Here is a 26,574-nt window from a genome sequence, read left to right as displayed (position 1 = left end):
CAGGAGTCAAGGGCGGAGGCGGTCGCCCCCTACGGGCGCGCGTCTCGCCAGGCGATCCGATGAACGGTGGTGACCTCGTCGAGCGCCGCTCGGGCCTCAGCGACCAGAGCAGTTGCTCGCATCAGCTCGTTGACCGCTTCGACGAGTAGGTCAGGTTCGGCATCCGCCGCCCGCAGTCGTGCGACATCGGCAGCGGCAGAAGCCTTCAGGTCGAAGGCCAAGGCGTAGCGCTGTTCGGCGGTACACCGAGCCACGCGAGCGCCGACACGGGTAAGGGTCTCCACTGGTGATGCTCCTCAGGGCATGAGAAGGGTGCCGGCCTCCGGCCGGCTATCGCTGGTTCGTCAAGAGAGAGGTGATGGCTCGGCCTTCGGCCGGATTCGCCAGATCGTTGAAGGAGGGCCCTCGTTGGCTCTCAGCCGCCGCTGCTGGTGCCGCTCCGAAGTGCCGCCCCTCGTGAGATAGATCAAGAGGAGGTGGCACCGTTGCAGGTCAGCGAGCCGCGTTGTTCCCTGGTCTCATACAAGTGACGGTGAGATGTAGGGCTACGTCGTACTAACTGGCCTAGTTCTGCCTGTCGTCGTCATACAGCGGGGCGACGTACCCGCCGACGACGACGATCAAGGCCGACCTTGTGCCAGTGGCAGTCTCGACCGGTGCCGCCTCTGCGGACACCAACCGGTAGAAGCACGCACCGGAGACCCGAGCCGGGCAGGACCATGCCGAACGCCTCAGCCTGCTGAAGCGCGGAGTACAAGGTCTGCCGGCTGGCAGGGGTGAGGACGCGGTCATGGTCGACGTCGCCGAGGACGTGCAACATCTCCCCCGGCTCGAACTCGGCATGCCCGATGTCGTTCACCCTCGCGTACGCCGCGAAGACGAGGCGCACATAGAGGGGCCTGACCGCCACGTTCGCGGCCAGTTCTTCGCACATGTCGATGCTGAGCATGAGGAACTGTTCGCCGTCACCCCAGAGCTTGCGGGACATCAGCCTTCACCGGCTGGGTTGCCAGGTAGAGGTAACGCCTTCATGCCGCTGCAAGCAGCCGGCGCAGTCGTGCACGCACCTCCGGCGAGAACGGAGGCGCTTGGGCAACGATCCTGTCGATGTACTCCCGCCACGCTTCCGGGCAAGCGTTCTTGGTTTCGCTGGAGATGGTGACCATCCCCCTTCGGTGACACGAGCCCGCCGGTCGGGCTCCTCATCGCGTCCTTCCTGCCGTCGTTCGCCGCCGACCTACCGCCAGGTAGCAGCCGCCGCGTTCAGCGGCGTGAGAAGAGATTAGGCAACTCAGTCCCGGCATGTCAAGTCCAGACTGTCAGACCTGGACTTGACCATATCTACGGCGACTGAAACGATGGGACCATGACTGACAAGCACGCGATCGAGCGCAGCCGCACCGAGGCAGGTTGGAGCGTGACGGCTCGCTGGCTCCTCGACGAAGGCCAGCCGATCTCCCAGGGGCCGAGCGAGGTGCTTCTACGGCTGACCGAGGACGCCGACATGAGGACGCGAGTGCGCGGGATGACGTCGGGCATCATGCGCCGGATCGAGCGGCACATCCTTGAGATGCAGCAGGAAGTACGCGGCGAGCAGCAACCGCCCCGCCTGTCCGGCATCAGCGCACGCGCCCTTGAAGGCACGCTGAAGAGCATGCCGGCCTCCCCCCGGGAAGACCCTGGCGCCTACTACGCAGGGCTGCTCGCCACCTTCAAGAGGTTGGAGGACGCAGGGATCGGCGAACCCATCAACTGGCTCGCCGAGAGGTTGAAGTTGCCCAAGAACACGGTTCGGACCCAACTCGCAACCGCGCGCCGCAGGCAGCAGGGCTAACGGGGCGCTGACTACAGCGCGCCTTCACCCCACGTCTTGCTACTGCCTCGCCATCGGGAGTTGTCCAACCTGCGGGGGTCGAGCGTCCGTGCGCCCTTGTACGTCTTCCCCACCCGAAGGTCGAGCAGGAGCGTCACCACCTCGCGTTGCTGACCAATCGTCAGCCGTTCCCATCTCTGCTCAACGCCGGGGCCTACCAGATCCCGCAGCAAGGGCGGCACATCGACGTGTTCCGCCCGACGCTCGGCATCCTCGATCTCAGCGAGCAACGTCCGTTCGATCGAGGCGAGACCGGCAGGGCTGATCTCATCGCGTGCAGCCGCCTCGTACCACTCTTCAAGCCTCGCTCTCTTGCGCTTGGCCTCGTCCTCTGCCCGCTGGCGGCTGCCTGCCTCACGCTCAGGGTTGAGCAGGTCGAGCGCATCCGGCCGCGCCAAGCGGGCCATGAGTACAGCCACCACGAACTGCTCAAGCACGGTGGTCTTCACCGAGACGCAGAACTGCGCGGCGCACACATAGCCGTAGTGCGTCCGGTTCTTCTGCACCCGCAGCCGAGAACCGCATACGTCGCAGAGTGCGGGCCCTGAGAGCAGATGGCGCACGGCGGTATCCCGCTGCGTCTTCCGCCGCGGATCGGTCAGGATCGACCGGCACACGGCATACGTCTCCGCATCGAGCAGGGGTGGCCAGTCGGCGTCACCCACGATCTTGCCGAGGTGGACCCGCTTGCCGATGTACCCAGGGTTCTGCAACATCCGGCCGATCTGACTGAGCTGCCACCCCTTCTCGCCGGTCCTCGGTGTAGGGATACCTCGACGGTTGAAGTCCAGTGCGATCGACCGGCAAGGCTCCCCGCTGGCGACCCGCCGAGCAGCCTCCCGGATCACCTCGGCCTGCTCCTCATGGATGACCTGAGCGATGAAGTTACCCCGGTCGTCATAGGTCCGCCGGTAGCCGTAGAGCAGCTTGCCGTGCGGCTTCCCGCTGGCAGCCTTGGCGCGCACGGATCGCAAGATTCGCTCTCGCGTCTTCTCACTCTCGTACGCCGAATCAACGCCGTCCTCTGCGAGGGTGCGCCAGTCCCGAGGATTCTCAAGGTCGTACGTCCGCCGATGGGTAACGACATGGATGCGGACTTGATGGCGACGGCACAGGTTGAGCAAGCCAGCCCAACCCTCAAGCTCCCGCCCACCACGCGACGACTCCCACAGGATCAGCACATCGACGTGCTCAGCGGCGAGGTAGTCGAGCAACTTAACGTACTCTTCCCGCTGCTTGCGGGCGTAGCGGCTGGCCGAACGGTCGTTGTCAACGAAGACCCGAGCGACCGTCCATGACTGGTCGTCTGCGTCTTGCCGGCACTCCTGCTCTTGCTCGCCGACCGACCTGCGCCGCTTCTTGTCGTCGTCGCTCACCCGCGCGTAGATGACGGCGATAACTGCGGCCCGCAGACCCGGTCTCGTCTCCCCCATGACGTGGTACCGTAGCACTACCCCTAGCGAACGTTCGCACCGGACACCGCGTTGAGGTGGGTCATCCCGGTGGCTCGAAAGTCCTCCTCCACCTCCGGCAGCAGCCGGCTGGTGTCGCCCACCACGAGGCCGGGCAACAGCCCGCCCGGCGCGTCCGGCAGCGGCTCGCAGGCCCGTTGCAGCCCGGCGCGCAGCACGCCCGCGGCCCGTTGCGGCCACGACGCGGCGCCGCGCAGCGTGGGCGGGTCGGCGGTGGAGAGCACGGCGGCGGTCAGGTCGCCGCCACGCGGTGCGGACAGTCGCCCCCGGCTGGTGACCCGCTGCCCGGGCAGCAGCGGACGCCAGGCCGGGTCGGTGGCGAGCACCAGCGCGCGTACCGGGCCGGTGACGCGAGCGCCGTCGGGGCCGGTGAGCCGGATCAGGTCCACGCGGACGAGCAGCATCGGTTGCCGGCCGGGCGCACCGCGTACCGGGCGGGGATCGTCGCGCAACAGCAGCTCGGCGATGACCAGGGCGCGATCGGCGACGAGCGCGCGGACCGGGGCGGCGTCGCGGACCGCGACCCGGGCGCCGGTGGCCGCCGCCCCGCAGAGCACGCCGAGCAGCACGGCGACAGCGATCCAGCCGTAGCGGCGGACCGTCGCACCCGGCCGGCCGAGCACGCCGCACAGGTGCAGGCCCGCGAGCAGGGCGAGCGCGGCGGCGACCACGGCCAGCCACACGCTCGCACCGACGCTGAGGTGCAGCCCGGCCAGCGCGGCGAGCCAGGCCGCCACCGCCAGCCCGGCCAGCCGCAGGTCGGGCACGTCGCGGCCGGCCGCCTCCCCGTCGAGAGCCGCGCGAAGGCCCTGACCGCGCGGCCCGCGTCGGACGGTCACACCGTCACCAGTTCCTTGAGCTGCTCGTACCGGGCGTCGCCGATGCCGTCGACCTGGCGCAGGTCGGACACCGACCGGAACCCGCCGTTGCGGTCCCGGTGGTCGAGGATCCGCTGGGCGAGCACCGGCCCTACGCCCGGCAGCGCGTCGAGCTGGGCCAGCGTGGCGGTGTTCAGGTTGACCGGGCCGGCCGGTGCCGCCGAACCACCCGGCGCAGCGCCACCGGCTGCCGGGCCGGGCGCGGCCTGGCCGGGTGGGGCGGTGACGCCGACCAGGATCAGCTCGCCGTCGGTGACCTTGCGGGCGGGATTCAGCAGGGCGATGTCGACGCCGGGCAGCGCACCGCCCGCCGCCTCGATCGCGTCGGCCACTCGCGCACCGGCCGGCAGGCGGACGAGGCCGGGGCGGCGGACCTTGCCGGCCAGCGCGACGACCACCTGACCGGGTGTGCCGGCCGGCGCGGGCACCCCGGGAACCGCTTCGGTCGCCGCGCTCACCGGCGCCTCGGCGGACGCCGCGGCCGGCTGGACGGGCTCGGCGCTGGGACGGGAGCGCCACGCCCAGACGGCGGCCACTGTGACCACCACTGCCGCCACCGCCGCGAGCGCGCGTACGCCCCGGCGGCCGGGATCGAACGCCCCGGGACCGGGTAGCCGGGACGCCAGGCTGCGCTCGGCTGCCGGCTGGTCGTCGAGCCCGTGCCCGTCGGCGTCCGGTTCGGCGGAGGCCGGATCAACTCCGAACGGATGCTCCCGCCCGCCGTAGCGCTCCGGGAGGCCGGGACGCAGGCCGAAACCCGGCTCGTTTTCGTCCGGCACGGGCCCGAGCCGGCCTCGGACATCCGGCCCAGCCCCGCCCGCGGCGTGCCCAAAGGCCGCAACGGAACCGCCGTTGAAGATCGGCCCGGCTTTGTCAGGCCAAGGGCCGGAGTCCGGTCCGGACCGGGAAAGCCCGGACCGCCGGGAGGACCGCGCCGCCCGGCCGCCCTGCGCGCCGAGATCCGGGCCGAGCTTAGCCTCGCCGGCGCGATGGCCGGCCTCGCCCGAGCGGTCGGCGGGGAACGGCGGGACGGCGGCGGCGTCCTCGAACCCGGACAGCCGGGCGAGCCGCCGCCGTACCGTCGTCTCCTCGTCGTCTGGCACGGCTCCGGACGCTACGGCGACGGCTCGTCAACCGTCGGCCGGTGAAGCCTCACCTGTGGACGACGCGGGCACTGTGGACGGCGACCCGATCAAGCCCTGACTGTGCTAGGGCCTGGAGGCGAAGCTCAGCGCGCCTCCGGGTCCAGGCCGAGCGCGGCCCGGCCCCCGTCGACCGGCACGGTCGCGCCGTTGACGAACGAGGCGCGCTCGGAGAGCAGGAACGCGACCACCTCGGCCACCTCGTCGGTACGCCCGATCCGGCCGACCGGATGCAGCCGGGCCATCTCCGCGTCGACGTGCGCCACCGCAGCCGGGTCGAGCCCGGCGAGGTAGGCGGCGTGCCGTTCGGTGTGGACGGAGCCGAGCGCCACCGCGTTGGCGCGGATCCCGCGGGGACCGTAGTCGACGGCGAGCGCCCGGGTCAGCCCTTCCAGCGCGGCCTTGGCTGTCGCGTACGGCAGGGCGCCCGGCACCGCCCGGCGGGCCTGGTGGGACGAGACGTTGACGATCGCGCCGCCGGACCCGGCGGCCAGGAAGCGGCGTACGGCGGTGCCGGCCCCGGCCACGGCGGGGCGCAGGTTGAGCGTGATCAGGTCGACGACCTCGGCCGCGGGCGCGCGGTGCAGGTCGGCGTCGCGGAAGACGGCGGCGTTGTTGACCCAGCCGGCCAGCGGCGCGGACGCCTCGGCGCGGTCGGCGGCCCGGCCGGTGACCGCCTCGTCGCCGGCGTCCCCGGTCACCGCGTGCAGCCGGTCGGCCAGCGGGTGCCGGGCCAGCCAGTCCAGCGCGCCGGTGTCCCGCTCGACCACGACCACAGTGCCGCCATCGGTGGCCAGCCGTTCCACGATCGCCCGCCCGACGCCGCGCCCGCCTCCGGTGACGACGTACGACAGTGGGCTCATCCGGCCACCCTAGGGCGTGCGGCGGTGGACCACCACGCACGCCAGCCCCGGCCCGGCGTGCGCGGCGACCACGGCTCCGGCCTCGGTGACGTACGTGTCGTGCAGGCGGTCGCCCAGCCGCTCGGTCAGCGCCGCCAGCAACTGCTCGGCCCGTTGCGGCGCGGCGAGGTGGTGCACGGCGAGGTCCACCTCGGCGTCACCTGCTGCCTCGACGGCGAGGTCGACCAGGCGTGCCACGCCCCGGCTGGCGGTACGGACCTTGTCCTTGACCACGATCGCGCCGTCCGGCATGTGCATGATCGGCTTGACCGAGAGGGCGGTGCCGAGCAGCGCCTCGGCCGCGTTGATCCGGCCGCCCCGGCGCAGGAACTCCAGCGTGTCGACGTAGAAGTAGATGGTGGTCCGGGCGACCGCGTCCAGCGCCGCGTCGCGTACCCCGGTCAGGTCGGCGCCCCGCGCGGCGGCCGCGGCGGCCGCGAGCGCCGGGAAGCCGAGACCCATGCCGGTGGATCGGCTGTCGACGACGGTGACCCGGTCGTCGCCGACCTCGGCGGCGGCGAGCCGGGCGGCCTCGACGGTGCCGGACAGCTCGGCGGACAGGTGCACCGACACCACGCCGTCGGCGCCGTCGGCGAGCAGCGCGCGGTAGACCTGCGCGAACTGTTCCGGCGCGGGCCGGGACGTGCTCACCGAGACCCGACGGCCGCTCAGCGCCCGGGTGGCGTCGGCCGGGGAGGTCTCGATGCCCTCCAGTCCTTCCGCGCCGTTGAGCACGACGGTCAGCGGGACGACGGTGAGCCCGCGTGCGCGGACCAGGTCGGGGGGCAGGTAGGCGGTGGAGTCGGTGACGACCGCGACGGGCATGACCGGCACGCTAGCCGATGGCGCTGTGAGGTGCCGGGGCTGGAGGTGTCAGACCGCGTCGGTGAGCGCCGGCTGGGTGATCAGCCCGACGTTGTGCGCCCGCAGGTGCCAGCCCCGAACCTCGTCGTGGCGCAGTTCGGTCCAGTGGCAGTTCGCCAGGGAGCCGAGGCTGCGCAGCACGGTGTGGTCCCAGCCGAGCAGGTGCCCGACGCCCTGCCGGGCCCCGCCGCCGTGGGTGGTCACCACGACGGTGCCGCCGGTGGCCAGGTCGGCGGCGTCCTGGAAGCCGGCGCCGAGCCGGGCGCCCAGGTCGCCCAGGGGCTCGATGCCGGCGCCCGGGTCGGGGTCACCGGCCCGCCAGCGGGCGTACTCGTCGGGGAACCGCTCGGCCACCTCGGTCAGGGTGAGGCCCTGCCACTGGCCGAAGTGCCGTTCGCGCAGCCGGGCGTCGGAGCGGACCGGCAGCCCGGTCAGCGCCGCGAGCGCGGCTGCGGTGTCGGCGGCCCGGCGCAGGTCGCTGGCGACGATGGCGTCCGGGCGCAGCGCGGCGAGCACCGGCGCGGCGGCGCGGGCCTGTTCCCGGCCGAGGTCGTTGAGCGGCACGTCGGTCTGCCCCTGGACCCGGCTCGCGGCGTTCCAGTCGGTGTTGCCGTGCCGCCAGATGATCAGGCGGGTCATTCGGCGGTGGCGGTGCCGGCGGCCGAGTCGGCCAGGTCGCGATCGGTGAACGGGATCTGCGGGCAGTCCTTCCAGAGCCGGTCGAGCGCGTAGAACTCGCGCTCCTCGGTGTGCTGGACGTGCACCACGATGTCGACGTAGTCGAGCAGCACCCAGCGGCCGCCGCGCTCACCCTCGCGGCGCACCGGCTTGGCCTTCTCCGGCAGCTCGAGCAGGCGCTCCTCGATGGCGTCGACGATGGCGAGCACCTGACGCTCGTTCGGAGCGGCGGCCAGCAGGAACGCGTCGGTGATCGCGAGCTGGTCGCCCACGTCGATGATGACGATGTCCTGTGCCTTCTTGTCGGCCGCGGCCTGGGCGGCGGCGATCGCCAGCTCGTGCGCGCGTTCGGAAACTGTCACCGTTCTCCTTCGATCAACCGTGCGACCCTCCAAGCGTCTCACACCCGGCGGTGCGGCGACTTGTCAGTTCTCGTCGATTACAGGCATGAACCGGGACACAAAGGGGCGAATCACCGCTGGTAAAGACGCCGTTTCGCGATGTACTGCACCACACCGTCGGGCACCAAGTACCACACCGGCTCCCCCCGGGCGACCCGCGCGCGGCAGTCGGTCGAGGAGATCGCCATCGCCGGCACCTGCACCAGGCTGACCGAGTCGGCCGGGAGGTGCTTGTCGGTGAGTTCGAAGCCGGGCCGGGTCACGCCGATGAAGTGGGCCAGTTCGAGCGCCTCGTCCAGGTCCTTCCAGGAGAGGATGCGCTCCAGGGCGTCCGCACCGGTGATGAAGAACAACTGCGCCTTCGGGCCGTACTCGGCGTGCAGGTCGCGCAGCGTGTCGACGGTGTAGGTGGGACCACCCCGGTCGATGTCGACCCGGCTCACCTGGAAACGCGGGTTGGAGGCGGTGGCGATCACCGTCATGAGGTAGCGGTCCTCGGCGGGGGTGACCGCTTCCTCCGCCTTCTGCCACGGTTGCCCGGTCGGCACGAACACGACCTCGTCCAGGCCGAACCGGTCGGCCACCTCGCTCGCCGCCACCAGGTGCCCGTGGTGGATCGGGTCGAACGTGCCACCCATGATCCCGACCCGCCGGATGTCTTCCTCCACCCCGCGATCGTAGGCTGCCCGCCGGACGGCCCCGGGCGGGGTCGGTCACGCCGGGCGGGTGAGCCCCGCCCGGCGTGCCCGGTCAGGCCGCCGCGGCGGCCACCGCCGTCCGGGCCACGAGCGCCCGGCGCATGTCGTCGTCCAGGTCGGTCACCCACCGCCGCAGGCCGGGCGTGAGGTCGTCGCGGGTCAGCAGCGCCGCGGCCATCTCCCGGGTGGTCTGCGCCACGGCGTAGCGGGGGTACGCGGCCACCGTGACCGCGTCGGCCACCCACGCGGTACGCAGACGCGCCGCCATCGGCATGTCGGTGAAGTAGCGCTGCACGTACCCGGCGGTCAGTTCGGCCTGCTCGGGCTGCCAGAAGCCCTCGGCGGTGGCCTCGACCAGCCGGTTGGACAGCTCGGTGCTGCGGGTGACGATCTCCCAGGCGGCCCGCTTCGCGTCGGCGTCGGGCAGCGCGGCCCGACACGCGGCGGCCTGCTCGGCGCCGGTGGAGCTGCGGTCGGCGGCGGCCTCGGCGTCGATCTCCGATGCGCCGGCCGCACCGAGCACCACGAGCCGGCGCAGCACCGCCCAGCGCAGGTCGGTGTCGATCGCCAGCCCTGGCGGCACCCCCTTGCCGGCGAGCCAGCCGGTCAGCATCGCGGTGTCGGTGGTGGCGCCGACCAGACCCCGCGCCGCCGCCAGTTGCAGGGAACCGCCCGCGGGCGCCGAGTCGAGCAGCGCCGCGCAGGCGTTCGCCACCCGCAGCAGCGCCGCGTCCCGGGCGAGCGGGTCGAGGTAGCGGTCGATCAGCCGGCGGCTGAGCAGCAGCACGTCCTCGACGATCGTCACCTCGGTCTCGGCCGGCAGCGCCGCCCCGATCAGCCCGGCGAGCGCGCCGGCCGGCCGTTCCCCGTCGGTGACCGCGTCCAGCGTCTCGGCCCAGAGCAGCGCCCGGGCCAGCGAGTCGTCGAGGCCGGGAAGCAACAGCGGCACCGCGTCCGCCGAGGCCGGATCGAGCCGGATCTTCGCGAACGTCAGGTCACCGGCGTTCGGCAGCACGAGCCCGGTGGCGGGCCGCCCGACCAGCTCCGGCAGCGGAGTGCGGCCACCGTCGGCGTCCGGGTCGAGGTCGACCTCGAACCGGTACGCCGGGCCGTCAGCGATGTGGTGGGCCACGCCGATGCGGTGCGGCCGCAGCACCGGGTGGCTCGCCGGGGCGGTCTGCACGATCGCCACCTCGGTCCACCGCCCGTCGGCGTCCACAGCGGTCTCGACCCGCAGCGTGTTCACCTGCGCGCGGCGCAGCCAGCGTTCCGCCCAGCCGTCCAGGTCGCGGCCGCTCGCCGTACCCAGGGCGGCCAGCAGGTCGGCGAGCGTCGCGTTGCCGAACCGGTGCGCGGCGAAGTGCGCGTTCAGCCCGGCCAGGAACGCCTCGTCACCGAGCCAGGCGACGAGCTGACGCAGCACGCTGGCCCCCTTGGCGTACGAGATGCCGTCGAAGTTGAGCAGCGCCCGCGCGGCGTCGGCCACCTCCTCCGGCGCCACCGGGTGGGTGGAGGGGCGCTGGTCGGCGGTGTAGCCCCAGCCCTTGCGGCGGCTCGCGAACGTGGTCCACGCCCGGTCGAACCGGGTCGCCTCGGCGGTGACCCGGGTGCCCAGGTATTCGGCGAAGGACTCGTTGAGCCACAGGTCGTCCCACCAGCTCATGGTGACCAGGTCGCCGAACCACATGTGCGCCATCTCGTGGGCGATGGTGGTGGCGCGCAGCTCCCGCTGGGTGTCGGTGACAGCGGAGCGGAAGACGTAGTCGTCGCGGATCGTGACCAGGCCCGGGTTCTCCATCGCGCCGGCGTTGAACTCCGGCACGAACGCCTGGTCGTACTTGCCGAACGGGTAGCGCTCGGCGAACAGCTCGTGGAAGCGGTCGAAGCACTGCCGGGTGACGGTGAAGATCTCCTCGGCGTCGGCGTCCAGGTGGGCGGCGAGCGAGCGCCGACAGTAGAGGCCGAGCGGGATGCCGTCGTGCTCGGCGCGCAGCACGTGCCAGGGCCCGGCGATCAGCGAGACGAAGTAGGTCGCGAGCGGCTCGGTGGTGGCGAACTCCCAGCGGCCGGGCGCGGGGCGGTCGGCGTCCGCCCCGTTGGCGGCGACTGTCCACTCCGGCGGCGCCGTGACGGTCAGCGTCACCGGCGCCTTCAGGTCGGGCTGGTCGAACGCGGCGAAGATGCGCGGCCCGTCGTCCAGGAAGGACATCGCGTACAGGTACGTCTCGCCGTCGGCCGGGTCGACGAAACGGTGCAGCCCTTCGCCGGTGTTGGAGTAGACCATCTCGGCCTCGACGGTGAGCGTGTTGTCCTCGGCCAGGCCGGTCAGCGGCAGCCGGTCGCCGGCGAGCAGGGCCGGGTCGAGGTCGCGGCCGTTGAGGCGGGCGGCGAGGAGTCGGCGCGGCTTGACGTCGACGAAGGTCTCGGCGCCGGGGGTGGCCCGGAACCGGATGGTGACGGCGGAGCGGAACCGCTCGGCGTCGCCGGTCAGGTCGAGGTCCACATCGTAGGACTCGACACTGATCGACGCGCGGCGCGCGGTCGCCTCTGCACGGGTGAGGCTCGGCATCCGCTTATCCTGCCCGATGAGGTCCGCTCGGGCCGTCTCGTTACGCATGGCGATGGAGGAACAGCGATGGGTCAGCACCCCAAGGGCGATTTCGACCTCTCCCGGGCGGTTTGGCAGCGGGCTGAGGGCGACACCTCCGAGGGAGCGGTCGAAGTGGCCTTCGTCGATGACCTGATCGGTATGCGCAACTCCGCCGAGCCGGACGGGCCGGTGCTGGTCTTCACCCAGGCCGAGTGGGATGCGTTCGTCGCGGGCGCCCAGGACGGCGAGTTCGACCTGGACTGAACGCGCTTCAGTCACCGTCGCCCCAGCCGAGTCCGCCCGGACCGGGCGCGTGGTGGAAGCCGGGGTGACCGGCCACGTCGGCGCAGCGCTCGCCGTCGGGCCCGGCGGCGTCGCAGAACAGCCGCTCGGCGCGGTGCCAGGCGTCCGCCGGGGACAGCGCCGCCGCGCCGAGTGCCAGCTCCGGGCGGAGCAGGCCGAGTGCTTCGGCGTACGCCACGGCGTGCTCCCGCGCGACGGCGGGGTCGGCGGCGGCGAAGCCCAGGTGCACGGTGAAGTAGCGCGGAGGGCGGCCCTCGGGGCGCCGGGGCCCGCCGATCAGCGGCCCGTCGCGGCCGTCGCCGCGCAGCCGGGCCGCTGCCTCGCGGTGCCGTAGCACCGCCCTGTCGTCACGCATCAGTGCCCTCCCCCGTCGTCGGTGACCGCCGCCGGACGCCGCGCCGGCGGTTCGCGGACCGGTCACCGCCGGTCCGCGAACCCGAGGGAACCAGCTTTTCCGCCCCCGGGGAGGGGCCAGCACCGCCCCGCGTGGCCGGCCCCTCCCCCGAAGGGCCCGAGCTGCTGAGATGGAGGGTTCGGCCGCGCCGCGCCGGGTAGGTAGGCAACGCCGCCGAACCGCATCAGGAGCAGTCGAGATGAGCACCATGCCGAGCGACCGGAGCCCGGACAGCACGATCGCGTTTCTCCGGGAGGGCTACCGCTTCGTCGGCTCCCGCTGCGACCGCCTCGGCACCGACGTCTTCCAGACCCGGCTGCTGCTGGAACCGACCATCTGCCTGCGCGGCCGGGAGGCCGCCGAGCTGTTCTACGACGAGGAGCGGTTCGTCCGGCGCGGCGCCATGCCGATGCGCGGGCAGCGCACGCTCACCGGCGTCGGCGGCGTGCAGGGCCTCGACGGGCAGGCGCACCGGGTCCGCAAGGCGATGTTCATGTCGATCATGACCCCGGCCGCGATCCGCCGCCTCGGGGAGATCTTCGACGAGCAGTGGCGGGCCCGGATCCCCGACTGGGCCGAGGGCGGCCCGGTGGTGCTCTACGACGAGGTGGGCGAGATCCTGACCCGTACGGTCTGGGCCTGGGCCGGGGTGCCGCTGGCCGAGGCCGACGTGCCGCGCCGCACCGCCGAGATGCACGCGATGATCGAGGCCCCGGCCGCGCTGGGCCCCCGGCACTGGCGCGGACGGCTCGGCCGTCGGCGCGCGCAACGCTGGGCCGGCGAGCTGATCGAGCGGGTACGCGCCGGCGCGGTGCCCGCCCCGGAGGGCAGCGCGCTGGCGGTGGTGGCCGGGCACCGGGACGAGCGGGGTCTGCCGCTGCCCCGCCGGATCGCCGCTGTGGAACTGCTGAACGTGCTGCGCCCCACCGTCGCGGTGGACCGGTACGTGGTCTTCGCCGCGCTGGCGCTGCACGACCACCCGCACTGGCGGGACCGCCTGCCCGGCGACGACGCCGCGACCGAGCAGTTCGTGCAGGAGGTACGGCGCTACTACCCGTTCTTCCCGGTCGCCGCGGCCCGGGTGCGCCGCTCGTTCCAGTGGCGGGGGTACGCGTTCCCGCAGGGCCGGCGGGTGCTGCTCGACCTGTACGGCACGAACCACCACCCCGACGTGTGGCCCGAGCCGGAGCAGTTCCGCCCCGAGCGCTTCGCCGGGTGGCGCGACGATCCCTTCGGCCTGGTCCCGCAGGGCGGCGGCGACCACTTCACCGGCCACCGCTGCGCCGGTGAGTGGATCACGATCGAGCTGATGAAGCGGGCCGTGACGAACCTGACCGGCGCGATGAGCTACCGCGTACCGCCGCAGGACCTGGCGCTCGACCTCGGCGCCATGCCGGCGTTGCCGCCCGGCGGGCTGCTGCTCGACGGGGTACGCCCGCTCGACGGGGCACGCCCGGGCGGGGTACGCCCGCCGCGCTGAACGGGCGCACCCCCGGACGGGTCAGGCGGCCTGCGGGTGCAGCACGGTACGCAGGCAGCCGTCCTCCTTCTTCTCGAAGATCTCGTAGCCCCGGGCGCCCTGCTCCAGCGACATCGGGTGGGTGACCAGGTAGCCGGGGTCGATCTCGCCGGCCGCGACCCGGTCCAGCAGCATCGGGATGTAGCGCTGGGCGTGCATCTGCCCCATCCGCAGCACCAGGGCCTTGTTCATGGCCGCGCCGAGCGGGAACTTGTCCACCAGGCCGCCGTACACGCCGACGATGCTCACCGTGCCGCCCTTGCGGGCCGCCATGATCGCCTGCCGGACCGAGGTGGGGCGGTCGGTCTGCGCGCGTACCGTCTGCTTGGCCTTGTCGTACGCGTACGCCGGGCCGACGTCGTGCGACTCCATGCCGACGGCCTCGATGCAGGCGTCCGGGCCGCGCCCGGCGGTCATCTCCCGCAGCGCCTCCAGCACGTCGGTCTCCGCGTAGTTGATCGTCTCCACGCCGAGGCGCTGCGCCGCGGTGGCGAGCCGTTCCGGCAGCCGGTCGATGACCACGACCCGCTCGGCGCCGAGGATCTGCGCGGACCGGGCCGCCATCTGGCCGACGCCACCGGCGCCCCAGACAGCTACCACCTCGCCGCCCTTGAGATCGCAGAAGTCGGCGGCCATCCAGCCGGTCGGCATGGCGTCGGAGGCGAACACCACCGAGTCGTCCGGCACCCCGTCCGGCACGGTGAACGCGCCGACGTCGCCGAAGGGCACCCGGATGTACTCGGCGTGGCTGCCCGCGTAGCCGCCCGCCGCGTGCGAGTAGCCGAGGATGCCGGCGGGCGAGTGGCCCCACAGCTTCTCGGTGAAGACCGGCTGCGGGTTGGAGTTGTCGCAGAGCGAGAACTGCTCGGTGCGGCAGTACCAGCACGAGCCGCAGGCCACCACCGAGCCGACCACCACCCGGTCGCCGACGGAGATGCGCCGCACGTCCGGACCGGTCTCGACCACCTCGCCCATGAACTCGTGGCCGAGGATGTCACCCTCGCGCATCGCCGGCAGGTAACCGTTGATCAGGTGCAGGTCGGAGCCGCAGACGCTGCTCGCGCGCACCTTGACGATGATGTCGCCGCCGGACCTGATGGTCGGCTCCGGCACGTCCCGCACCGCCAGCTTGCCGACGCCCCCCCAGCACAACGCCCTCACGGTCGTCCTCCCACCATCAGCTTCTCGCGTACCTTGTCCGTCGCCCGTTCCTGGCGCGGGCTGCGCCCGGACGGGTCGTGCCGGGTGTCGAGCACCTGCCCGGTCTCGACCAGCGACTTGATCCGGCGCAGCGCCGTGCGCAGTCCCAGGTCCGGGTCGCTGCCGCCGACGAGGCCGACCGCCCGCCGGATCGGCCCGGAACGCCACCACAGCTCGGCCCGGATCTCGGTGCCCCGGTCCTGGGGGGCGGCGGCCAGCTCGACCCGGCCGCGCTGGGCGACCGGCCCGTCGGTGACCCGCCAGCTCAACCGGCCCGGCCCGTCGACGGTGATCTCGGCCCGCCACTCGGTGCCGCCGCCGGCCGGGTCGGCTGCCACACAGCGCCACCGGTTCGCGTCGAGCTGCTCCAGCGTGGCCCACTCGGCCAGCCCTCGGTCGAGCCGTTCCCGGTCGGTCCAGAACCCGATCACCTCGTCCACCGGCCGGTTCACGGTGATCCCGCGGCGCACCACGTACCAGCCGTCCTCCCGGTCGGGCTGGTGCCGGTGCCGCCGACGGGCCACCGTCCGGGTGACTCCGAGCGCGGCCACCGCGGCAGCGCCGGCCAGCGTCCATCTCGTCGCGTTGCTGGGCATCACGTCTCCCTCCGACTCGGACCGTCCGTATCCGGCTGCGCTACCCGACACAGCCCGCCCGAAACGGTTTCAGCAGCCGCATTCCGGGCAAGTCGCGTCACCCCGACCCGAAGGGAGGCGACGTGACCCGACCGACCGCCGCGCAGCCGCGCGACCAGGCCGCCGCGTCCGCGCCGGTCCGGCTCCCGATGGCGTACGTCCTGCCGCTGCGCGCCCGCGACGACGAGGGCCTGGACGAGCTGACCGGGTACCTGCGCGAGCTGAGCCGCTGGGTCGACGTGGTGGTGGTGGACGGATCGGCGCCGGAGCTGTTCGCCCGGCACGCCGACGCCTGGCGCGGGCTGGTGCGGCACGTACCGCCGGACCCGGCGCTGCGCGGTCGCAACGGCAAGGTGCTCGGCGTGCTCACCGGCGTCGCGCTGGCCCGGCACGAGCACGTGGTGATCGCCGACGACGACGTCCGGTACGACCGGCCGGCCCTGTGCGCGGTGCACCAGATGCTGGACGGGGTGGACCTGGTCCGGCCGCAGAACCACTTCGACCCGCTGCCCTGGCACGCCTGGTGGGACACCGGCCGGACGCTGCTGGCCCGCGTGGTCGGCGGCGACTGGCCGGGCACGGTCGCGGTGCGGCGGAGCACGTTCCTGGCGATGGGCGGCTACGACCCCGACGTGCTCTTCGAGAACCTGGAACTGGTCCGGACCGTGCGCGCGTACGGCGGCAGCACCGCCACCCCGGCGTGGCTGTACGTGCGGCGACTCCCGCCCACCGCCGGGCACTTCCTCGGGCAGCGCGTCCGCCAGGCGTACGACGAGACGGCCCGGCCGGTGTGGCTGCTGGCCGCGCTGGCGGTGCTGCCGGCGACGGCCGTCGCGCTCGCCACCCGCCGGACCGGGCTGCTGCTGCGGGCCGGGCTGGCGACTGTCGCGGTGGCGGAGCTGGGCCGGCGACGGGCGGGCGGTGCCCGCGTCTTCCCGGCGCACACGAGCCTGGCCGCGCCCGCCTGGGTGCTGGAGCGCGGCCTGTGCGCCTGGCTGGCGGTGGGCCGGCGGCTGCGCGGCGGGGTGCCCTACGCGGGCGACCGGGTGCGGACGGCGGCCAACTCCACACGGGTTCTCCGCCGGCGGATGACCCGGCGCCGCCCCGACGACCTGGTGCTCTGGGTGGAGACCGGAGCCGTGCCCTCACCACCGCTGCGCGCCGAGGTGTAAGGAAGGGCCCCTTTTTATCGCCTGGGCGATAAAAAGGGGCCCTTCCTAACCGGAGGTGCGGACCTTCAGGACCGCACCTGCTCGGCGCTGTGCCGGACGTCCTGGGCGGCGGCGCGGCCGTCATCCTTGACCGTGTGCGCGGCGTCCTGCGCGGTGGCCTTCACCGACTCGGCGGCGTGCTGCGCCGGCTCGCGCAGCTCCTCCTTCAGCTCACCGGCGACCTCGCCCAGCTTCTCCTTCACCACCCCGCCGTGCTCGGTGGCCTTCTCCTTGACCTGCGCGGCGACCTGCTGCTCGCGACGGGTGGCCGGGATCAGCGAGGAGACCAGCATGCCGACACCGAAGGCGATCACCCCGGCGGCGATCGGGTTGCCCTCGGACTTGCGCCGCACCACCTCCGGCGCCCGGTGCGCGGCGTCGCTCACCGTGGCGGCGGCGGACTGTGCCCTGTCGCCCACCGTGGACGCCATCGAGGAGGCGTGGTCGCCCACCGAGTGGGCGGCGTTGCCGGTGCTGTGGCCGAGGTCCGATGCGGTTCCCATCACCTTGTCCTTCACGTTCGTCAGCGCGCTGCGGACGCGCTGCTTGCGGTCGTCGACGATGCGGCTCGGGCTGACCTTGTACGCCAGGGCGTCCACGTCCGAGCTGAGGTTGTTGCGGGTGGCTTCGATCTCGCGGCGGATCTGCTCGGGATCGGTGCTCATCGGGTCACTCCCTCCGGGTGCGGCTTGAGCGCGTCGGGAATGCGCTGCACGCTGTCGTTGGTCTGCTTCAGGCCGCGGATCCGCTCGGCGTTCTTCTTGCCCATCGAGTACAGGACCGCCGCGACAGCGGCCCAGATGACGGCCACGATCAGCGCGGCCAGCCCGGAGTCCATGACGTTGTCGAGGAACTGCCAGATCGCGATCGAGACGAAGAGCGCCACCATGTAGCCGCCGAAGCCGGCGCCGCCGAACAGTCCGGCGGCCTTGCCCGCCTTCTTGCCCTCCTGGCGGATCTCCGCCTTGGCCAGCTCGACCTCCTGGCGCATCAGCGTGGACAGGTCCGTGGTGACCTGACGCATCAGGTCGCCGATCGAGCTGCTCCGCACCTCGTCGGCGTGGGGCGGGGCGCCCGCCGCCTGATAGCCGGGGTCCTGCGTGGGTACGGTCATGCCGTCGCCTCCCTTCTGCCGGTGCGGCCGGTCACGGGCGGGGAGCGCCGGTCGACGGGACACCCGGCAGCGGGTCGGTGCGCTCCGGCGGCGGCAGCGGCTGACCGGTGCCACCCGCCGGGTCGGCCCAGGTGTTCGGGGCGCCGCCGGTCGGGTAGGTCGCGCCCGGCGCGGAGTAGCCCGGGTCCGGCTCGGCGTAGCTGCCCGGCGTCGGGTCGAGGTAGCCGCCCGGCGGCACCTGGTCCGGCATCTCACGCGCGGTCGGGATGACGGCGGTACGGTCCGGGTCGTACGCCGGCCGCGCCGCGCTGTCGTCGCCGAGCGCGGTGATGTTGCGGGTGAGCCGTCCGGCGACCACGCCCAGCAGCGCCGCGCCGACGAGGAACGTGCCGGGGTTGCGGCGGGCGTAGTTCTTCACCTCGTGGAGCAGGTCGCCCGGCTCGCGCTGCTCCAGCCAGCCGGCCACGCCGTGCACCCGCTCGGCCGCCTGGTGGGCCAGCTCGGTGACCGGCCCGGAGCCACCGCCCTGCTGCGCCATGGTGCGCATCTCGTCGGCGAGGGAGCGCAGTCCGCTGGCGGCGCGCTGCTGCTGCTGACCGGCCTGCGCGGTGACCTGGCTGCGGGTCTCGCTGTAGAGGTCGCGGGCCTGCCGCTTGGCCTCGCCCACGACCTCCCGGCCCTGCTCCTTGGCGGTCTGCGCCACGGCGCCGCCCGCGTTCGCGGCGTCGGAGCCGACCTGGCGGGCCTGGTCCCGTACACCGCCACCACCGTTCGTCGACTGGTACGTGGCCGAACTGGGGGAAAGATCCTGAGTCATGATGTCCCTTCCGCTCGTGTCTTCCCAGCGGTTGTCTTCGGGGGGTACGCGGATTTGTTTCCGCGTGACAATCGCCCTACCCCGGGTCGGCGCCTCCATGCCTGATTCGTGAATTCTCTGCGGAAGCGCCCCACCCCGGTCAGACAATGGGGTGCCTGCCCGCCCGGGCGGCGGCGAGTTCCACGGGGGTGACAGGGATGGCACGTGACGTGCGCGAACACGCCCGGCCTGCGGTGCAGAAGGTCGCCCTCGCGGCGGCCGCCGTCTTCGCGCTCATCGGCGTGCTCGGCTTCATTCCCGGCATCACCACGCACTACGGCGAGCTGACGTTCGCCGGGCACCACTCCGAGGCGAAGCTGCTCGGGGTGTTCCAGGTGTCGGTGCTGCACAACCTGGTGCACCTGCTGTTCGGGCTGGTCGGTCTGGTGATGGCCCGGTGGCTGGCCGGGGCGCGGGTCTTCCTGGCCGGTGGCGGCGCGCTCTACCTGGTGCTGTGGCTGTACGGCTTCGCCATCGACCGCGACACCGCTGCCAACTTCGTGCCGGTGAACGACGCCGACAACTGGCTGCACCTGGTCCTCGGTTTCGGCATGCTCGCCGCCGGCCTGCTGCTCAACAACAACCTCGGCACCGGCACTCGGGTGGAAGCCCCGTTCGACCGCCCCTGACCAGGCGCGACACGCCGGTGCGGCGTTTGCCCCGGCCCGATGCCGGGCAGGAGGGCAACCGCGAGCGGGTCGAGGAGGTCCGGCGATGCCACGGTGGTTGCGCGACAACATGCTCTCGGTCGCCATGCTCGGCGCGTTCCTGGTTTTCCTGCTGTTGCAGAGCGTGTTCGGCTGGCAGGTGCACAACGAGGAGCTGAGCCGGTACGGCGCCGAGCCGCTGAGCTGGTGGGCCTACCTCGGCACCGGGCACTTCGCCGAGGCGGTGTTCGAGAACTGGGAGTCGGAGTTCCTCCAGATGGGCGGGTACGTGCTGCTCACCGCGTACCTGGTGCAGAAGGGCTCGGCCGAGTCGAAGCCGGAGGACCAGACGGACCGGCCGGAGGACAACCGCGACCACGCCCGCCCCGATTCGCCGTGGCCGGTACGCGTCGGCGGGCTGCCGCTCGTGGTCTACCGCAACAGCCTCTCCATCGCGCTTCTGATGATCTTCGGGGGCGCGTTCCTGGGGCACCTGTTCGGCGGCGTGGCCGCCTACAACCAGGAGCAGGCGCTGGAGAGCGGCGCCGCCCCGATCAGCGCGTGGCAGTTCCTCGGCACCAGCGACTTCTGGTTCCAGTCGATGCAGAACTGGCAGAGCGAGTTCCTCGCCGTCGGCGTGCTGATCCTGCTCAGCATCGTGCTGCGCCAGCACGCCAGCCCGGAGTCCAAGCCGGTCACCGCGCCGCACGCGCAGACGAGCGCCTGAGCGTCAGGCCGCCGATCAGGCCGCCACCGGCAGCCGCTTGGCGAAGCAGACGCTGTACGGGTTGTCCACGTACTCGCCGTACACCGGGATCGGCTCGTAGCCGCTGGACCGGTAGAGCCCGATCGCGGCCGGCAGGTAGGTGCCCGTCTCCAGGCACACCGTGCGGTGCCCCGCCTGGAACGCCAGTTCCTCCAGCGCCACGAGCAACTGCCGGGCGATGCCCCGCCCCCGGAACGCCGGCCGCACGTACATCCGCTTCAGCTCGCCGGTGTCGGCGTCGAGCGCCTGGAGTCCGCCGCAGCCGACCGCCCGGCCGCCCACCACGGCGGCCAGGTAGTGGATGTCGGTGTGCACGACGGTGACCTGCCCGTCCAGCCCGCCGTCCGCGTCGCGCAGCTCACGCTGCTGGGCGACGACGAGCGCGGCGATCTCCGGATCGGCGGCGGGACGGGACTCGATCAACATGCCCGTACGCTAGATCGGCCGGATTTCGCGCAGGTTTCCCGCCGCCGACCCGGAAACGGCTACTCGGCGTCCGCTTCCGCCGCCGGCGCGGCCTCGACCTCGTCCTCCGGCCGGACCCGGCGGGCCTTGCGGGCCGCGAGCCGGTCCGACGCCGACGGCCGGTTCGTCTTCTCCTCCAGCCGCACGTCGGTGCCCCGGTTGCCGGGTACGAAGTCGACGCCGGCGTAGAGCGTCGGCTGCCAGTCGAACTCCCGGTCACCGATGCGCACCAGGTCGCCGGCCTGGGCGCCGGCCTTCGCGAGCTTCTCCTCGACGCCGAGGCGGGCCAGCCGGTCGGCCAGGTAACCCACTGCCTCGTCGTTGTCGAAGTTGGTCTGCTTGACCCAGCGCTCCGGCCGGCTGCCGCGCACCGTGTACGAGCCGTCCGGCTCGGCCTCGATGGTGAAGCCGGCGTCGTCGACCGCCTTCGGGCGGATCACGATCCGGGTCGGCTCGGCGGGCGGGGCGGCGCGGCGGCCCTGGTCGACCAGCTCCGCCATCGCGTACATCAGCTCGCGCAGACCCTCGCGGGTGGCGGTGGAGACGTCGAACACGCGCAGGCCGCGCGCCTCCAGGTCGGGGCGGACGATGTCGGCGAGGTCCTTGCCGTCCGGCACGTCGACCTTGTTCAGCGCGACCAGCCGGGGCCGGTCGGCCAGGCCGCCGTACTGGGACAGCTCCGACTCGATGGCGTCGATGTCGGCGAGCGGGTCGCGGCCGGGCTCCAGCGTGGCGGTGTCGATCACGTGCACCAGCACGGCGCAGCGCTCGACGTGGCGGAGGAACTCCAGGCCGAGGCCCTTGCCGCTGGCCGCACCCGGAATCAGGCCGGGTACGTCGGCGACGGTGAAGGTGTGGTTGTCCACCCGCACCACGCCCAGGTTCGGCACCAGGGTGGTGAACGGGTAGTCGGCGATCTTCGGCTTGGCCGCGGAGATCACCGAGATCAGCGACGACTTGCCGGCGGACGGGAAGCCGACCAGGCCCACGTCGGCGACGCTCTTGAGCTCCAGCACGACGTCCAGCCGGTCGCCGGGCTCCCCCAGCTCGGCGAAGCCGGGTGCCTTGCGGCGGGCGTTCGCCAGCGAGGCGTTGCCGCGCCCGCCCCGGCCGCCCCGGGCCGCCTCGAACGTGGTGCCGACGCCGACCAGGTCGGCCAGCACCTCGCCGTCGAGGCTCTGCACGACGGTGCCGTTCGGCACCTTGATGACCAGGTCGCGGCCGTTGGCGCCGTCCCGGTTCGAGCCGGCGCCGCCCTTGCCGTTCTCGGCCTTCAGGTGCGGCCGGAAGTGGAAGTCGAGCAGCGTGGTGACCTGCGGGTCGACCACCAGCGACACGCTGCCGCCGTGGCCGCCGTTGCCGCCGTCCGGCCCGCCGAACGGCTTGAACTTCTCCCGGTGGATCGAGACACAGCCGTGCCCGCCGTCGCCGGCCTGCATGTGCAGGACGACCCGGTCAACGAACGTCGTCACGACGCCAATCCTTCCAGCGGGGTCCGCCCCGCACGGGGAAAAGCGAAGCGGGCCGGGACTCGAGGTCCGCGGCCCGCTTCGCAGGAGAACTACTGCTGCGGCACGATGCTGACGGTCTTGCGACCGCGCTTGGTGCCGAACTGCACCGAACCGGCGGCCAGCGCGAACAGCGTGTCGTCGCCGCCACGGCCGACCAGGTCACCGGGGTGGAACTTGGTGCCACGCTGACGGATGAGGATCTCACCCGCGCTGACGACCTGACCACCGAAGCGCTTCACGCCGAGTCGCTGGGCCGCGGAGTCACGGCCGTTACGCGAGCTGGACGCACCCTTTTTGTGAGCCATTGGAGGACGACCTACTTCCCGCTGGAGATGCCGGTCACCTTGACCTGGGTCAGCGGCTGGCGGTGACCCTGGCGCTTGTGGTAGCCGGTCTTGTTCTTGAACTTGTGGATCCGGATCTTCGGGCCCTTGGTGTGCGCGGCGATCTCGCCGGACACCGCGACCTTCGCGAGCTTGGCCGCGTCGGTCACCAGGTCGTCACCGTCGACGAGGAGCACCGCGGTGAGCTTCACCGCGTCGCCGGGGGCACCGGCGAGCTTCTCGACCTCGATCACGTCGCCCTCGGCGACCTTGTACTGCTTGCCGCCGGTCTTGACGATCGCGTACATCGGAGGCGGACTCCCTGTCGTTGAGGCTACTGGCGTCTATTCCACCGCTGTCGGCTGTCACACCGTTCGCGGTCGTTCCCACGGCGTCTCGCCGGGAGCCGTGACACCGGCAGCGCGGGCACGCGGGAACTCGGCACACCAAAGTGCGCCGCAGGCAAGCGTACGGCATACCCGGCCCGCCCCCCAAACCGGGCCCGCGGTCCGCGCCGTCCCGGCGGGGCGACGGACACGACAGAACCCCCGAATCCACCCATAGCGCGCGGATTCAGGGGTCCTGTTCGAGCAGGTCAGAGCCTCACGGCCGGGTACGCCGCCGGGCCCCGCCACGCCGCGCCCGCCGGCGCGGGGCACCGCTGTCGTCGTCGTTGTCCCCGTCACCGATCGCGTCCGGGTCGTCGGCGGCGGCCAGCCGGGCCGAGTCGCCCTCCTGGCTGTCCGCGACCGCCGGGGCGGCCGGCGTCTCCGACTCGAACCGGGACAGGTCGTAGCCCTGGGTGTCGTAGTAGTCGTCGTCGTTCTCGACCACCTCGGCGACGGTCCGCTCCGGCGGCGCGACGGCCGCGGGCGGCTCGGCGGCAGCCTGCGGCTGCGCGGCCGGCTGCTCCGGCGCGGCCTCCACGGCGGGCTTCTCCGCGGCGGCCTTGCGGCCCCGGCGCCGGCCGCTCTTCTCCTCGGCCGGCGCGGCCACCGCCGAGGCGACCGCCTTGACCTTCTCCCCCGCGCCGCCGCGTGGCTTCTCCGGCACCGGCTCGGTGTGGATGATCACGCCCCGGCCCTTGCAGCACTCGCAGGTCTCGCTGAACGCCTCCAGCAGGCCCGCGCCGATGCGCTTGCGGGTCATCTGCACCAGGCCGAGCGAGGTGATCTCGGTGACCTGGTGCTTCGTGCGGTCCCGGCCGAGGCACTCGGTGAGTCGTCGCAGCACCAGCTCCCGGTTCGACTCCAGCACCATGTCGATGAAGTCGATCACCACGATGCCGCCGAGGTCACGCAGCCGCAGCTGGCGCACGATCTCCTCGGCCGCCTCCAGGTTGTTGCGGGTGACCGTCTCCTCCAGGTTGCCGCCGGAGCCGGTGTACTTGCCGGTGTTGACGTCGATGACAGTCATCGCCTCGGTGCGGTCGATCACCAGCGAACCGCCCGAGGGGAGGAAGACCTTCCGGTCCAGCCCCTTGAGGATCTGCTCGTCGATCCGGTACTCGGCGAACACGTCCGCCACCCCGGCGTGCCGACGCAGCCGCGCCACCAGGTCCGGAGACACGTGCGACAGGTACGACTCGACCTCGCCGTACGCGGACTCACCCTCGATGACCAGTTCGCGGAAGTCCTCGTTGAAGAGGTCCCGGACCACGCGGATGACCAGGTCCGGCTCCTCGTAGAGCAGCACCGGGGCGCCACCCTCGGTCGCCTTGGCCTGGATGTCCTCCCACTGCGCCTGGAGCCGCTTGACGTCACGCGCCAGCTCGTCCTCGCTGGCGCCCTCGGCCGCGGTCCGGACGATCACCCCGGCGCCGTCCGGCACCAGCTTCTTCAGCACGTCCCGCAGCCGCTTGCGCTCGGTGTCGGGCAGCTTGCGGCTGATCCCGGACGCGTTGCCGTTCGGCACGTACACCAGGTGCCGGCCGGAGAGCGCGATGTGGCTGGTCAGCCGCGCGCCCTTGTGCCCGATCGGGTCCTTCGTCACCTGCACCAGCACCGAGTCGCCGGAGCGCAGCGCCTGCTCGATCGAGCGGGCCCGGCCCTCCAGGCCGGTGGCGTCCCAGTTGACCTCACCGGCGTACAGGACCGCGTTGCGCCCGCGCCCGATGTCGACGAACGCCGCCTCCATGCTCGGCAGGACGTTCTGGACCTTGCCCAGGTAGACGTTGCCGGCCATGGTGCCGGACGAGTTCCGCGTGACGTAGTGCTCGACGAGCACCCCGTCCTCGAGCACGGCGATCTGGGTGCGGTCGCCGCGCTGGCGGACCACCATCACCCGGTCCACCGCCTCGCGGCGGGCCAGGAACTCCGACTCGCTCAGGATCGGCGGCCGGGTACGCCGCTGCTCGCGGCCGTCCCGGCGGCGCTGCCGCTTGGCCTCCAGCCGGGTCGAGCCGGAGACGCCCTGCACCTCGTCGACCGGCTTGCGCGGCTCACGGATCTTGACGACGGTCGGCACGCCGTCCTCGGCCGCGGTGTCCGACTCCCCCGCACCCCGGCGACGACGGCGGCGACGGCGGCGGGTCATCCCCTCGCCCTCGGCCTCCTCGTCCTCGGCGGTCTCCTCGGCCTCGCCCTCGGCGGTTTCCGCCGCGACGGGCTCCTCGATGTCCTCGTCGTCGGCCTCGTCCGCGCCGCCCTTGCCCCGGCCACGACCCCGGCGACCCCGGCGACGACGACGGCGGCCCGCGGCCGTCTCGTCGTCCTCGTCCGCCTCGGCGGTCTCCTCGGCCTCGGCGGCCGGCTCCTCCTCGGCGACCTCGGGCTCGACCTCGGCCTCGACCGGCTCGACCTCACGACGGCCACGACGGCGGCGCCGGCCGGTCTCGACCGCTTCCTCGATCGGCTCCTCCGCCGCCGGGTACGTGACCTGGACGGCGGGTGCCTCGTCGGGCTGCGGCGCCATGAACAGGACGGTCGGCGCGGAGAGCGCGGCACGACGACGGCGGCCGGTGGCCGGCGGCGTCTCGGCCGGCTCCTCGGCGGCGCGCGGCACGGCGGCGCCCGTCGACACGACGCCCGTCGCGTCCGCCGGGCCGCCGCTGCGGGCCAGGTCGACCTCTGCGGTACGCGCCGACGCGCCGCTCGCGTCCTCGACGGTCTCGCTCTCGGCGTCCTCGTCCTCGATGTCCTCGCCGGTGGGCTCACCGATGGCGGCCACGCCGCCCGTGCTCGCCTTGCCGGTGCCCGCGGCCTCGTTCCCGCCGGTGGTCCTGTCGCCGGCGGCGGTGGTCTTGCCGGCGGCGGCGCGCCGTCCGGTGCGGGTCCGCCCGCCGGTACCGGCGGTCTCCCCGACGGCGGTCCCGTCCGGGGCGGTTGCCTCGCCGCCGTCGATGTCGGCGCGTCCCTCGGCGATCAGGTCGCCACCGGCCGCGGAGACCGGCCCGTCGATCACGTCCGCGGACGTCTGCCCGGCGGTCTCGTCCGGCGCGACCGGCTCGGCAGCCGGCGGCGTGGCCTTGCGGCGACGCGTCCGGGTCACCTTGACCGGCGGCACGACCTCCTCCGAGGCCGCCTCCACCCCGGCCGCGGCCACCGGCTCCTCGACCGCCTTCGCCGGGGTGGCCTTACGGCGCCGCCGGGTGGTCTTCGGCGCGGTGTCCAGTTCGCCGGCCACCGGTGCGAACACCTCGGCCTGGGGCGACTCGCCGCTGCCCGTCGCGGCCGTGGACGCCTCGACGGGCGCGTCGGTCTGCTCCGGCTGGTTCAGCGGGGCGACCTTGCGACGGCTGGCCCGCTTCCGGGCCGGCGGCTTGGTCTCGGCGACGCCCTCCACGGTGGCGGTGCCTTCCGCGGTGGCTGTGCCATCCACGGTGGCGGCGCCTTCCGCGGTGGCTGTGCCCTCCACGGTGGCGGTGCCCTCCGCGGTGGCACCCTCGGCGCCGGTCGGCGTCGTGTTCGCGGCGCTGCCGGAGGCGGTGCCGGCACTGTCGGCGGTCGTCCCGGCCGGCTCTGCGCCGGTCCGTTCGCTGCCCTCGGGCTCGTTCTCGAGCATGGACGTTCTCCAGTTCTGGCCGCCCCGGGCGCGGGTGAGCGCTGCCACGCAGGGTTGCCGCAAAGGTGTTTCCGCCGGGCGCGCAGGCGCGCGACCGCCGAAGTCTGCCTGCCAGAGCGTTGACCGACGG

General features: G+C 73.0%; 27 protein-coding genes and 1 pseudogene. 6 read left to right on the top strand and 22 right to left on the bottom strand.

What is annotated here, in order from left to right:
- Positions 1 to 29: 29 nt before the first annotated feature.
- Positions 30 to 284 (bottom strand): hypothetical protein, encoded by a 255-nt coding sequence (locus tag O7604_RS16095; protein WP_281577002.1) that lies wholly within the window; start codon positions 282 to 284, stop codon positions 30 to 32.
- A gap of 299 nt (positions 285 to 583) precedes the next feature.
- Entirely contained in the window at positions 584 to 988 is a 405-nt protein-coding gene (locus O7604_RS16090) for a hypothetical protein (RefSeq protein WP_281577001.1), read from the bottom strand.
- Between the two features lie 378 nt (positions 989 to 1,366).
- Between O7604_RS16090 and O7604_RS16085 the strand changes: the two genes are divergently transcribed.
- Entirely contained in the window at positions 1,367 to 1,834 is a 468-nt protein-coding gene (locus tag O7604_RS16085) for a hypothetical protein (RefSeq protein WP_121683463.1), read from the top strand.
- A gap of 11 nt (positions 1,835 to 1,845) precedes the next feature.
- Here the strand turns inward: O7604_RS16085 and O7604_RS16080 are convergent, their stop codons facing one another.
- The 9 genes and pseudogenes from O7604_RS16080 to pepN all read right to left on the bottom strand — a co-directional run bounded on the left by O7604_RS16080 (position 1,846) and on the right by pepN (position 11,477).
- Positions 1,846 to 3,306: a recombinase family protein gene (locus O7604_RS16080; protein ID WP_147457841.1), complete on the bottom strand. Its 1,461-nt coding sequence runs from the start codon at positions 3,304 to 3,306 to the stop codon at positions 1,846 to 1,848.
- Between the two features lie 29 nt (positions 3,307 to 3,335).
- Positions 3,336 to 4,112 (bottom strand): annotated as a pseudogene (locus O7604_RS16075) (ComEC/Rec2 family competence protein); the annotation flags it as partial.
- A gap of 68 nt (positions 4,113 to 4,180) precedes the next feature.
- Complete coding sequence (locus tag O7604_RS16070) at positions 4,181 to 5,002, bottom strand: ComEA family DNA-binding protein (RefSeq protein WP_281577000.1); 822 nt, start codon at positions 5,000 to 5,002, stop codon at positions 4,181 to 4,183.
- 449 nt (positions 5,003 to 5,451) lie between these two features.
- Complete coding sequence (locus O7604_RS16065; RefSeq protein ID WP_281576999.1) at positions 5,452 to 6,228, bottom strand: SDR family oxidoreductase; 777 nt, start codon at positions 6,226 to 6,228, stop codon at positions 5,452 to 5,454.
- A gap of 9 nt (positions 6,229 to 6,237) precedes the next feature.
- Positions 6,238 to 7,092, bottom strand: coding sequence for a DegV family protein (locus tag O7604_RS16060; RefSeq protein ID WP_269704573.1), 855 nt, complete (start codon positions 7,090 to 7,092; stop codon positions 6,238 to 6,240).
- 48 nt (positions 7,093 to 7,140) lie between these two features.
- On the bottom strand, positions 7,141 to 7,770 hold the full coding sequence (locus O7604_RS16055; protein ID WP_281576998.1) for a histidine phosphatase family protein: 630 nt from the start codon (positions 7,768 to 7,770) through the stop codon (positions 7,141 to 7,143).
- Positions 7,767 to 8,171, bottom strand: a complete 405-nt coding sequence (gene rsfS, locus O7604_RS16050) for a ribosome silencing factor (protein WP_210898053.1) — start codon at positions 8,169 to 8,171, stop codon at positions 7,767 to 7,769. The genes O7604_RS16055 and rsfS overlap by 4 nt, the downstream gene beginning before the upstream one ends.
- Positions 8,172 to 8,281: 110 nt before the next feature.
- Positions 8,282 to 8,878 (bottom strand): nicotinate-nucleotide adenylyltransferase, encoded by a 597-nt coding sequence (gene nadD, locus O7604_RS16045; RefSeq protein WP_013475510.1) that lies wholly within the window; start codon positions 8,876 to 8,878, stop codon positions 8,282 to 8,284.
- 82 nt (positions 8,879 to 8,960) lie between these two features.
- A complete protein-coding gene (gene pepN, locus O7604_RS16040) occupies positions 8,961 to 11,477 on the bottom strand; it encodes an aminopeptidase N (RefSeq protein WP_269704572.1) in 2,517 nt (838 codons plus the stop codon).
- A gap of 66 nt (positions 11,478 to 11,543) precedes the next feature.
- On the opposite strand from pepN, the gene O7604_RS16035 reads away from it, so the two are divergent.
- Positions 11,544 to 11,762, top strand: coding sequence for a DUF397 domain-containing protein (locus O7604_RS16035; protein ID WP_013287999.1), 219 nt, complete (start codon positions 11,544 to 11,546; stop codon positions 11,760 to 11,762).
- 7 nt (positions 11,763 to 11,769) lie between these two features.
- On the opposite strand, the gene O7604_RS16030 is transcribed toward O7604_RS16035, so the two are convergent.
- Positions 11,770 to 12,156 (bottom strand): hypothetical protein, encoded by a 387-nt coding sequence (locus O7604_RS16030; RefSeq protein ID WP_281576997.1) that lies wholly within the window; start codon positions 12,154 to 12,156, stop codon positions 11,770 to 11,772.
- Positions 12,157 to 12,394: 238 nt separating this feature from the next.
- Between O7604_RS16030 and O7604_RS16025 the strand changes: the two genes are divergently transcribed.
- On the top strand, positions 12,395 to 13,675 hold the full coding sequence (locus O7604_RS16025) for a cytochrome P450 (RefSeq protein ID WP_281576996.1): 1,281 nt from the start codon (positions 12,395 to 12,397) through the stop codon (positions 13,673 to 13,675).
- A gap of 21 nt (positions 13,676 to 13,696) precedes the next feature.
- On the opposite strand, the gene O7604_RS16020 is transcribed toward O7604_RS16025, so the two are convergent.
- Both O7604_RS16020 and O7604_RS16015 read right to left on the bottom strand, forming a co-directional pair.
- Positions 13,697 to 14,875 carry a zinc-dependent alcohol dehydrogenase gene (locus O7604_RS16020; RefSeq protein ID WP_281576995.1) on the bottom strand — a complete coding sequence of 393 codons (1,179 nt, stop codon included), beginning with the start codon at positions 14,873 to 14,875 and terminating at the stop codon, positions 13,697 to 13,699.
- On the bottom strand, positions 14,872 to 15,510 hold the full coding sequence (locus O7604_RS16015) for a cyclase (RefSeq protein ID WP_281576994.1): 639 nt from the start codon (positions 15,508 to 15,510) through the stop codon (positions 14,872 to 14,874). Before O7604_RS16015 ends, O7604_RS16020 begins: the two co-directional genes overlap by 4 nt.
- A gap of 122 nt (positions 15,511 to 15,632) precedes the next feature.
- Here O7604_RS16015 and O7604_RS16010 point away from each other — a divergent pair, with 122 nt between their 5' ends.
- Positions 15,633 to 16,721, top strand: a complete 1,089-nt coding sequence (locus tag O7604_RS16010) for a glycosyltransferase family 2 protein (protein WP_281576993.1) — start codon at positions 15,633 to 15,635, stop codon at positions 16,719 to 16,721.
- A gap of 65 nt (positions 16,722 to 16,786) precedes the next feature.
- Here the strand turns inward: O7604_RS16010 and O7604_RS16005 are convergent, their stop codons facing one another.
- Genes O7604_RS16005 through O7604_RS15995 form a run of 3 tightly spaced genes read right to left on the bottom strand, consistent with a single transcriptional unit; the run spans position 16,787 to position 18,691 of the window.
- The gene (locus tag O7604_RS16005) at positions 16,787 to 17,425 is read right to left on the bottom strand and encodes a DUF3618 domain-containing protein (RefSeq protein ID WP_281576992.1); all 639 of its coding nucleotides are present in this window, start codon (positions 17,423 to 17,425) and stop codon (positions 16,787 to 16,789) included.
- Positions 17,422 to 17,874, bottom strand: a complete 453-nt coding sequence (locus O7604_RS16000; protein WP_120573620.1) for a phage holin family protein — start codon at positions 17,872 to 17,874, stop codon at positions 17,422 to 17,424. Before O7604_RS16000 ends, O7604_RS16005 begins: the two co-directional genes overlap by 4 nt.
- Positions 17,875 to 17,905: 31 nt before the next feature.
- Complete coding sequence (locus tag O7604_RS15995; RefSeq protein WP_281576991.1) at positions 17,906 to 18,691, bottom strand: hypothetical protein; 786 nt, start codon at positions 18,689 to 18,691, stop codon at positions 17,906 to 17,908.
- A gap of 197 nt (positions 18,692 to 18,888) precedes the next feature.
- Here O7604_RS15995 and O7604_RS15990 point away from each other — a divergent pair, with 197 nt between their 5' ends.
- Together O7604_RS15990 and O7604_RS15985 are read left to right on the top strand one after the other, a co-directional pair.
- On the top strand, positions 18,889 to 19,359 hold the full coding sequence (locus O7604_RS15990; RefSeq protein ID WP_281576990.1) for a DUF4383 domain-containing protein: 471 nt from the start codon (positions 18,889 to 18,891) through the stop codon (positions 19,357 to 19,359).
- A gap of 85 nt (positions 19,360 to 19,444) precedes the next feature.
- On the top strand, positions 19,445 to 20,104 hold the full coding sequence (locus O7604_RS15985; protein ID WP_269704563.1) for a DUF6766 family protein: 660 nt from the start codon (positions 19,445 to 19,447) through the stop codon (positions 20,102 to 20,104).
- Between the two features lie 15 nt (positions 20,105 to 20,119).
- On the opposite strand, the gene O7604_RS15980 is transcribed toward O7604_RS15985, so the two are convergent.
- From O7604_RS15980 to O7604_RS15960, 5 genes are all read right to left on the bottom strand, one after another.
- Positions 20,120 to 20,569, bottom strand: a complete 450-nt coding sequence (locus O7604_RS15980; protein WP_281576989.1) for a GNAT family N-acetyltransferase — start codon at positions 20,567 to 20,569, stop codon at positions 20,120 to 20,122.
- A 59-nt stretch (positions 20,570 to 20,628) separates the two neighbouring features.
- Complete coding sequence (gene obgE / locus O7604_RS15975; RefSeq protein WP_281576988.1) at positions 20,629 to 22,080, bottom strand: GTPase ObgE; 1,452 nt, start codon at positions 22,078 to 22,080, stop codon at positions 20,629 to 20,631.
- 89 nt (positions 22,081 to 22,169) lie between these two features.
- Positions 22,170 to 22,424, bottom strand: a complete 255-nt coding sequence (gene rpmA, locus O7604_RS15970; RefSeq protein WP_013288010.1) for a 50S ribosomal protein L27 — start codon at positions 22,422 to 22,424, stop codon at positions 22,170 to 22,172.
- Between the two features lie 11 nt (positions 22,425 to 22,435).
- Positions 22,436 to 22,750 carry a 50S ribosomal protein L21 gene (gene rplU, locus O7604_RS15965; RefSeq protein WP_018787289.1) on the bottom strand — a complete coding sequence of 105 codons (315 nt, stop codon included), beginning with the start codon at positions 22,748 to 22,750 and terminating at the stop codon, positions 22,436 to 22,438.
- Between the two features lie 295 nt (positions 22,751 to 23,045).
- Positions 23,046 to 26,444 (bottom strand): Rne/Rng family ribonuclease, encoded by a 3,399-nt coding sequence (locus O7604_RS15960; protein ID WP_281576987.1) that lies wholly within the window; start codon positions 26,442 to 26,444, stop codon positions 23,046 to 23,048.
- Between the last annotated feature and the right edge of the window lie 130 nt (positions 26,445 to 26,574).

Source organism: Micromonospora sp. WMMA1947, from assembly GCF_027497355.1.
GTDB lineage: Bacteria > Actinomycetota > Actinomycetes > Mycobacteriales > Micromonosporaceae > Micromonospora.
This window is presented reverse-complemented; position numbering and strand designations above follow the sequence as displayed.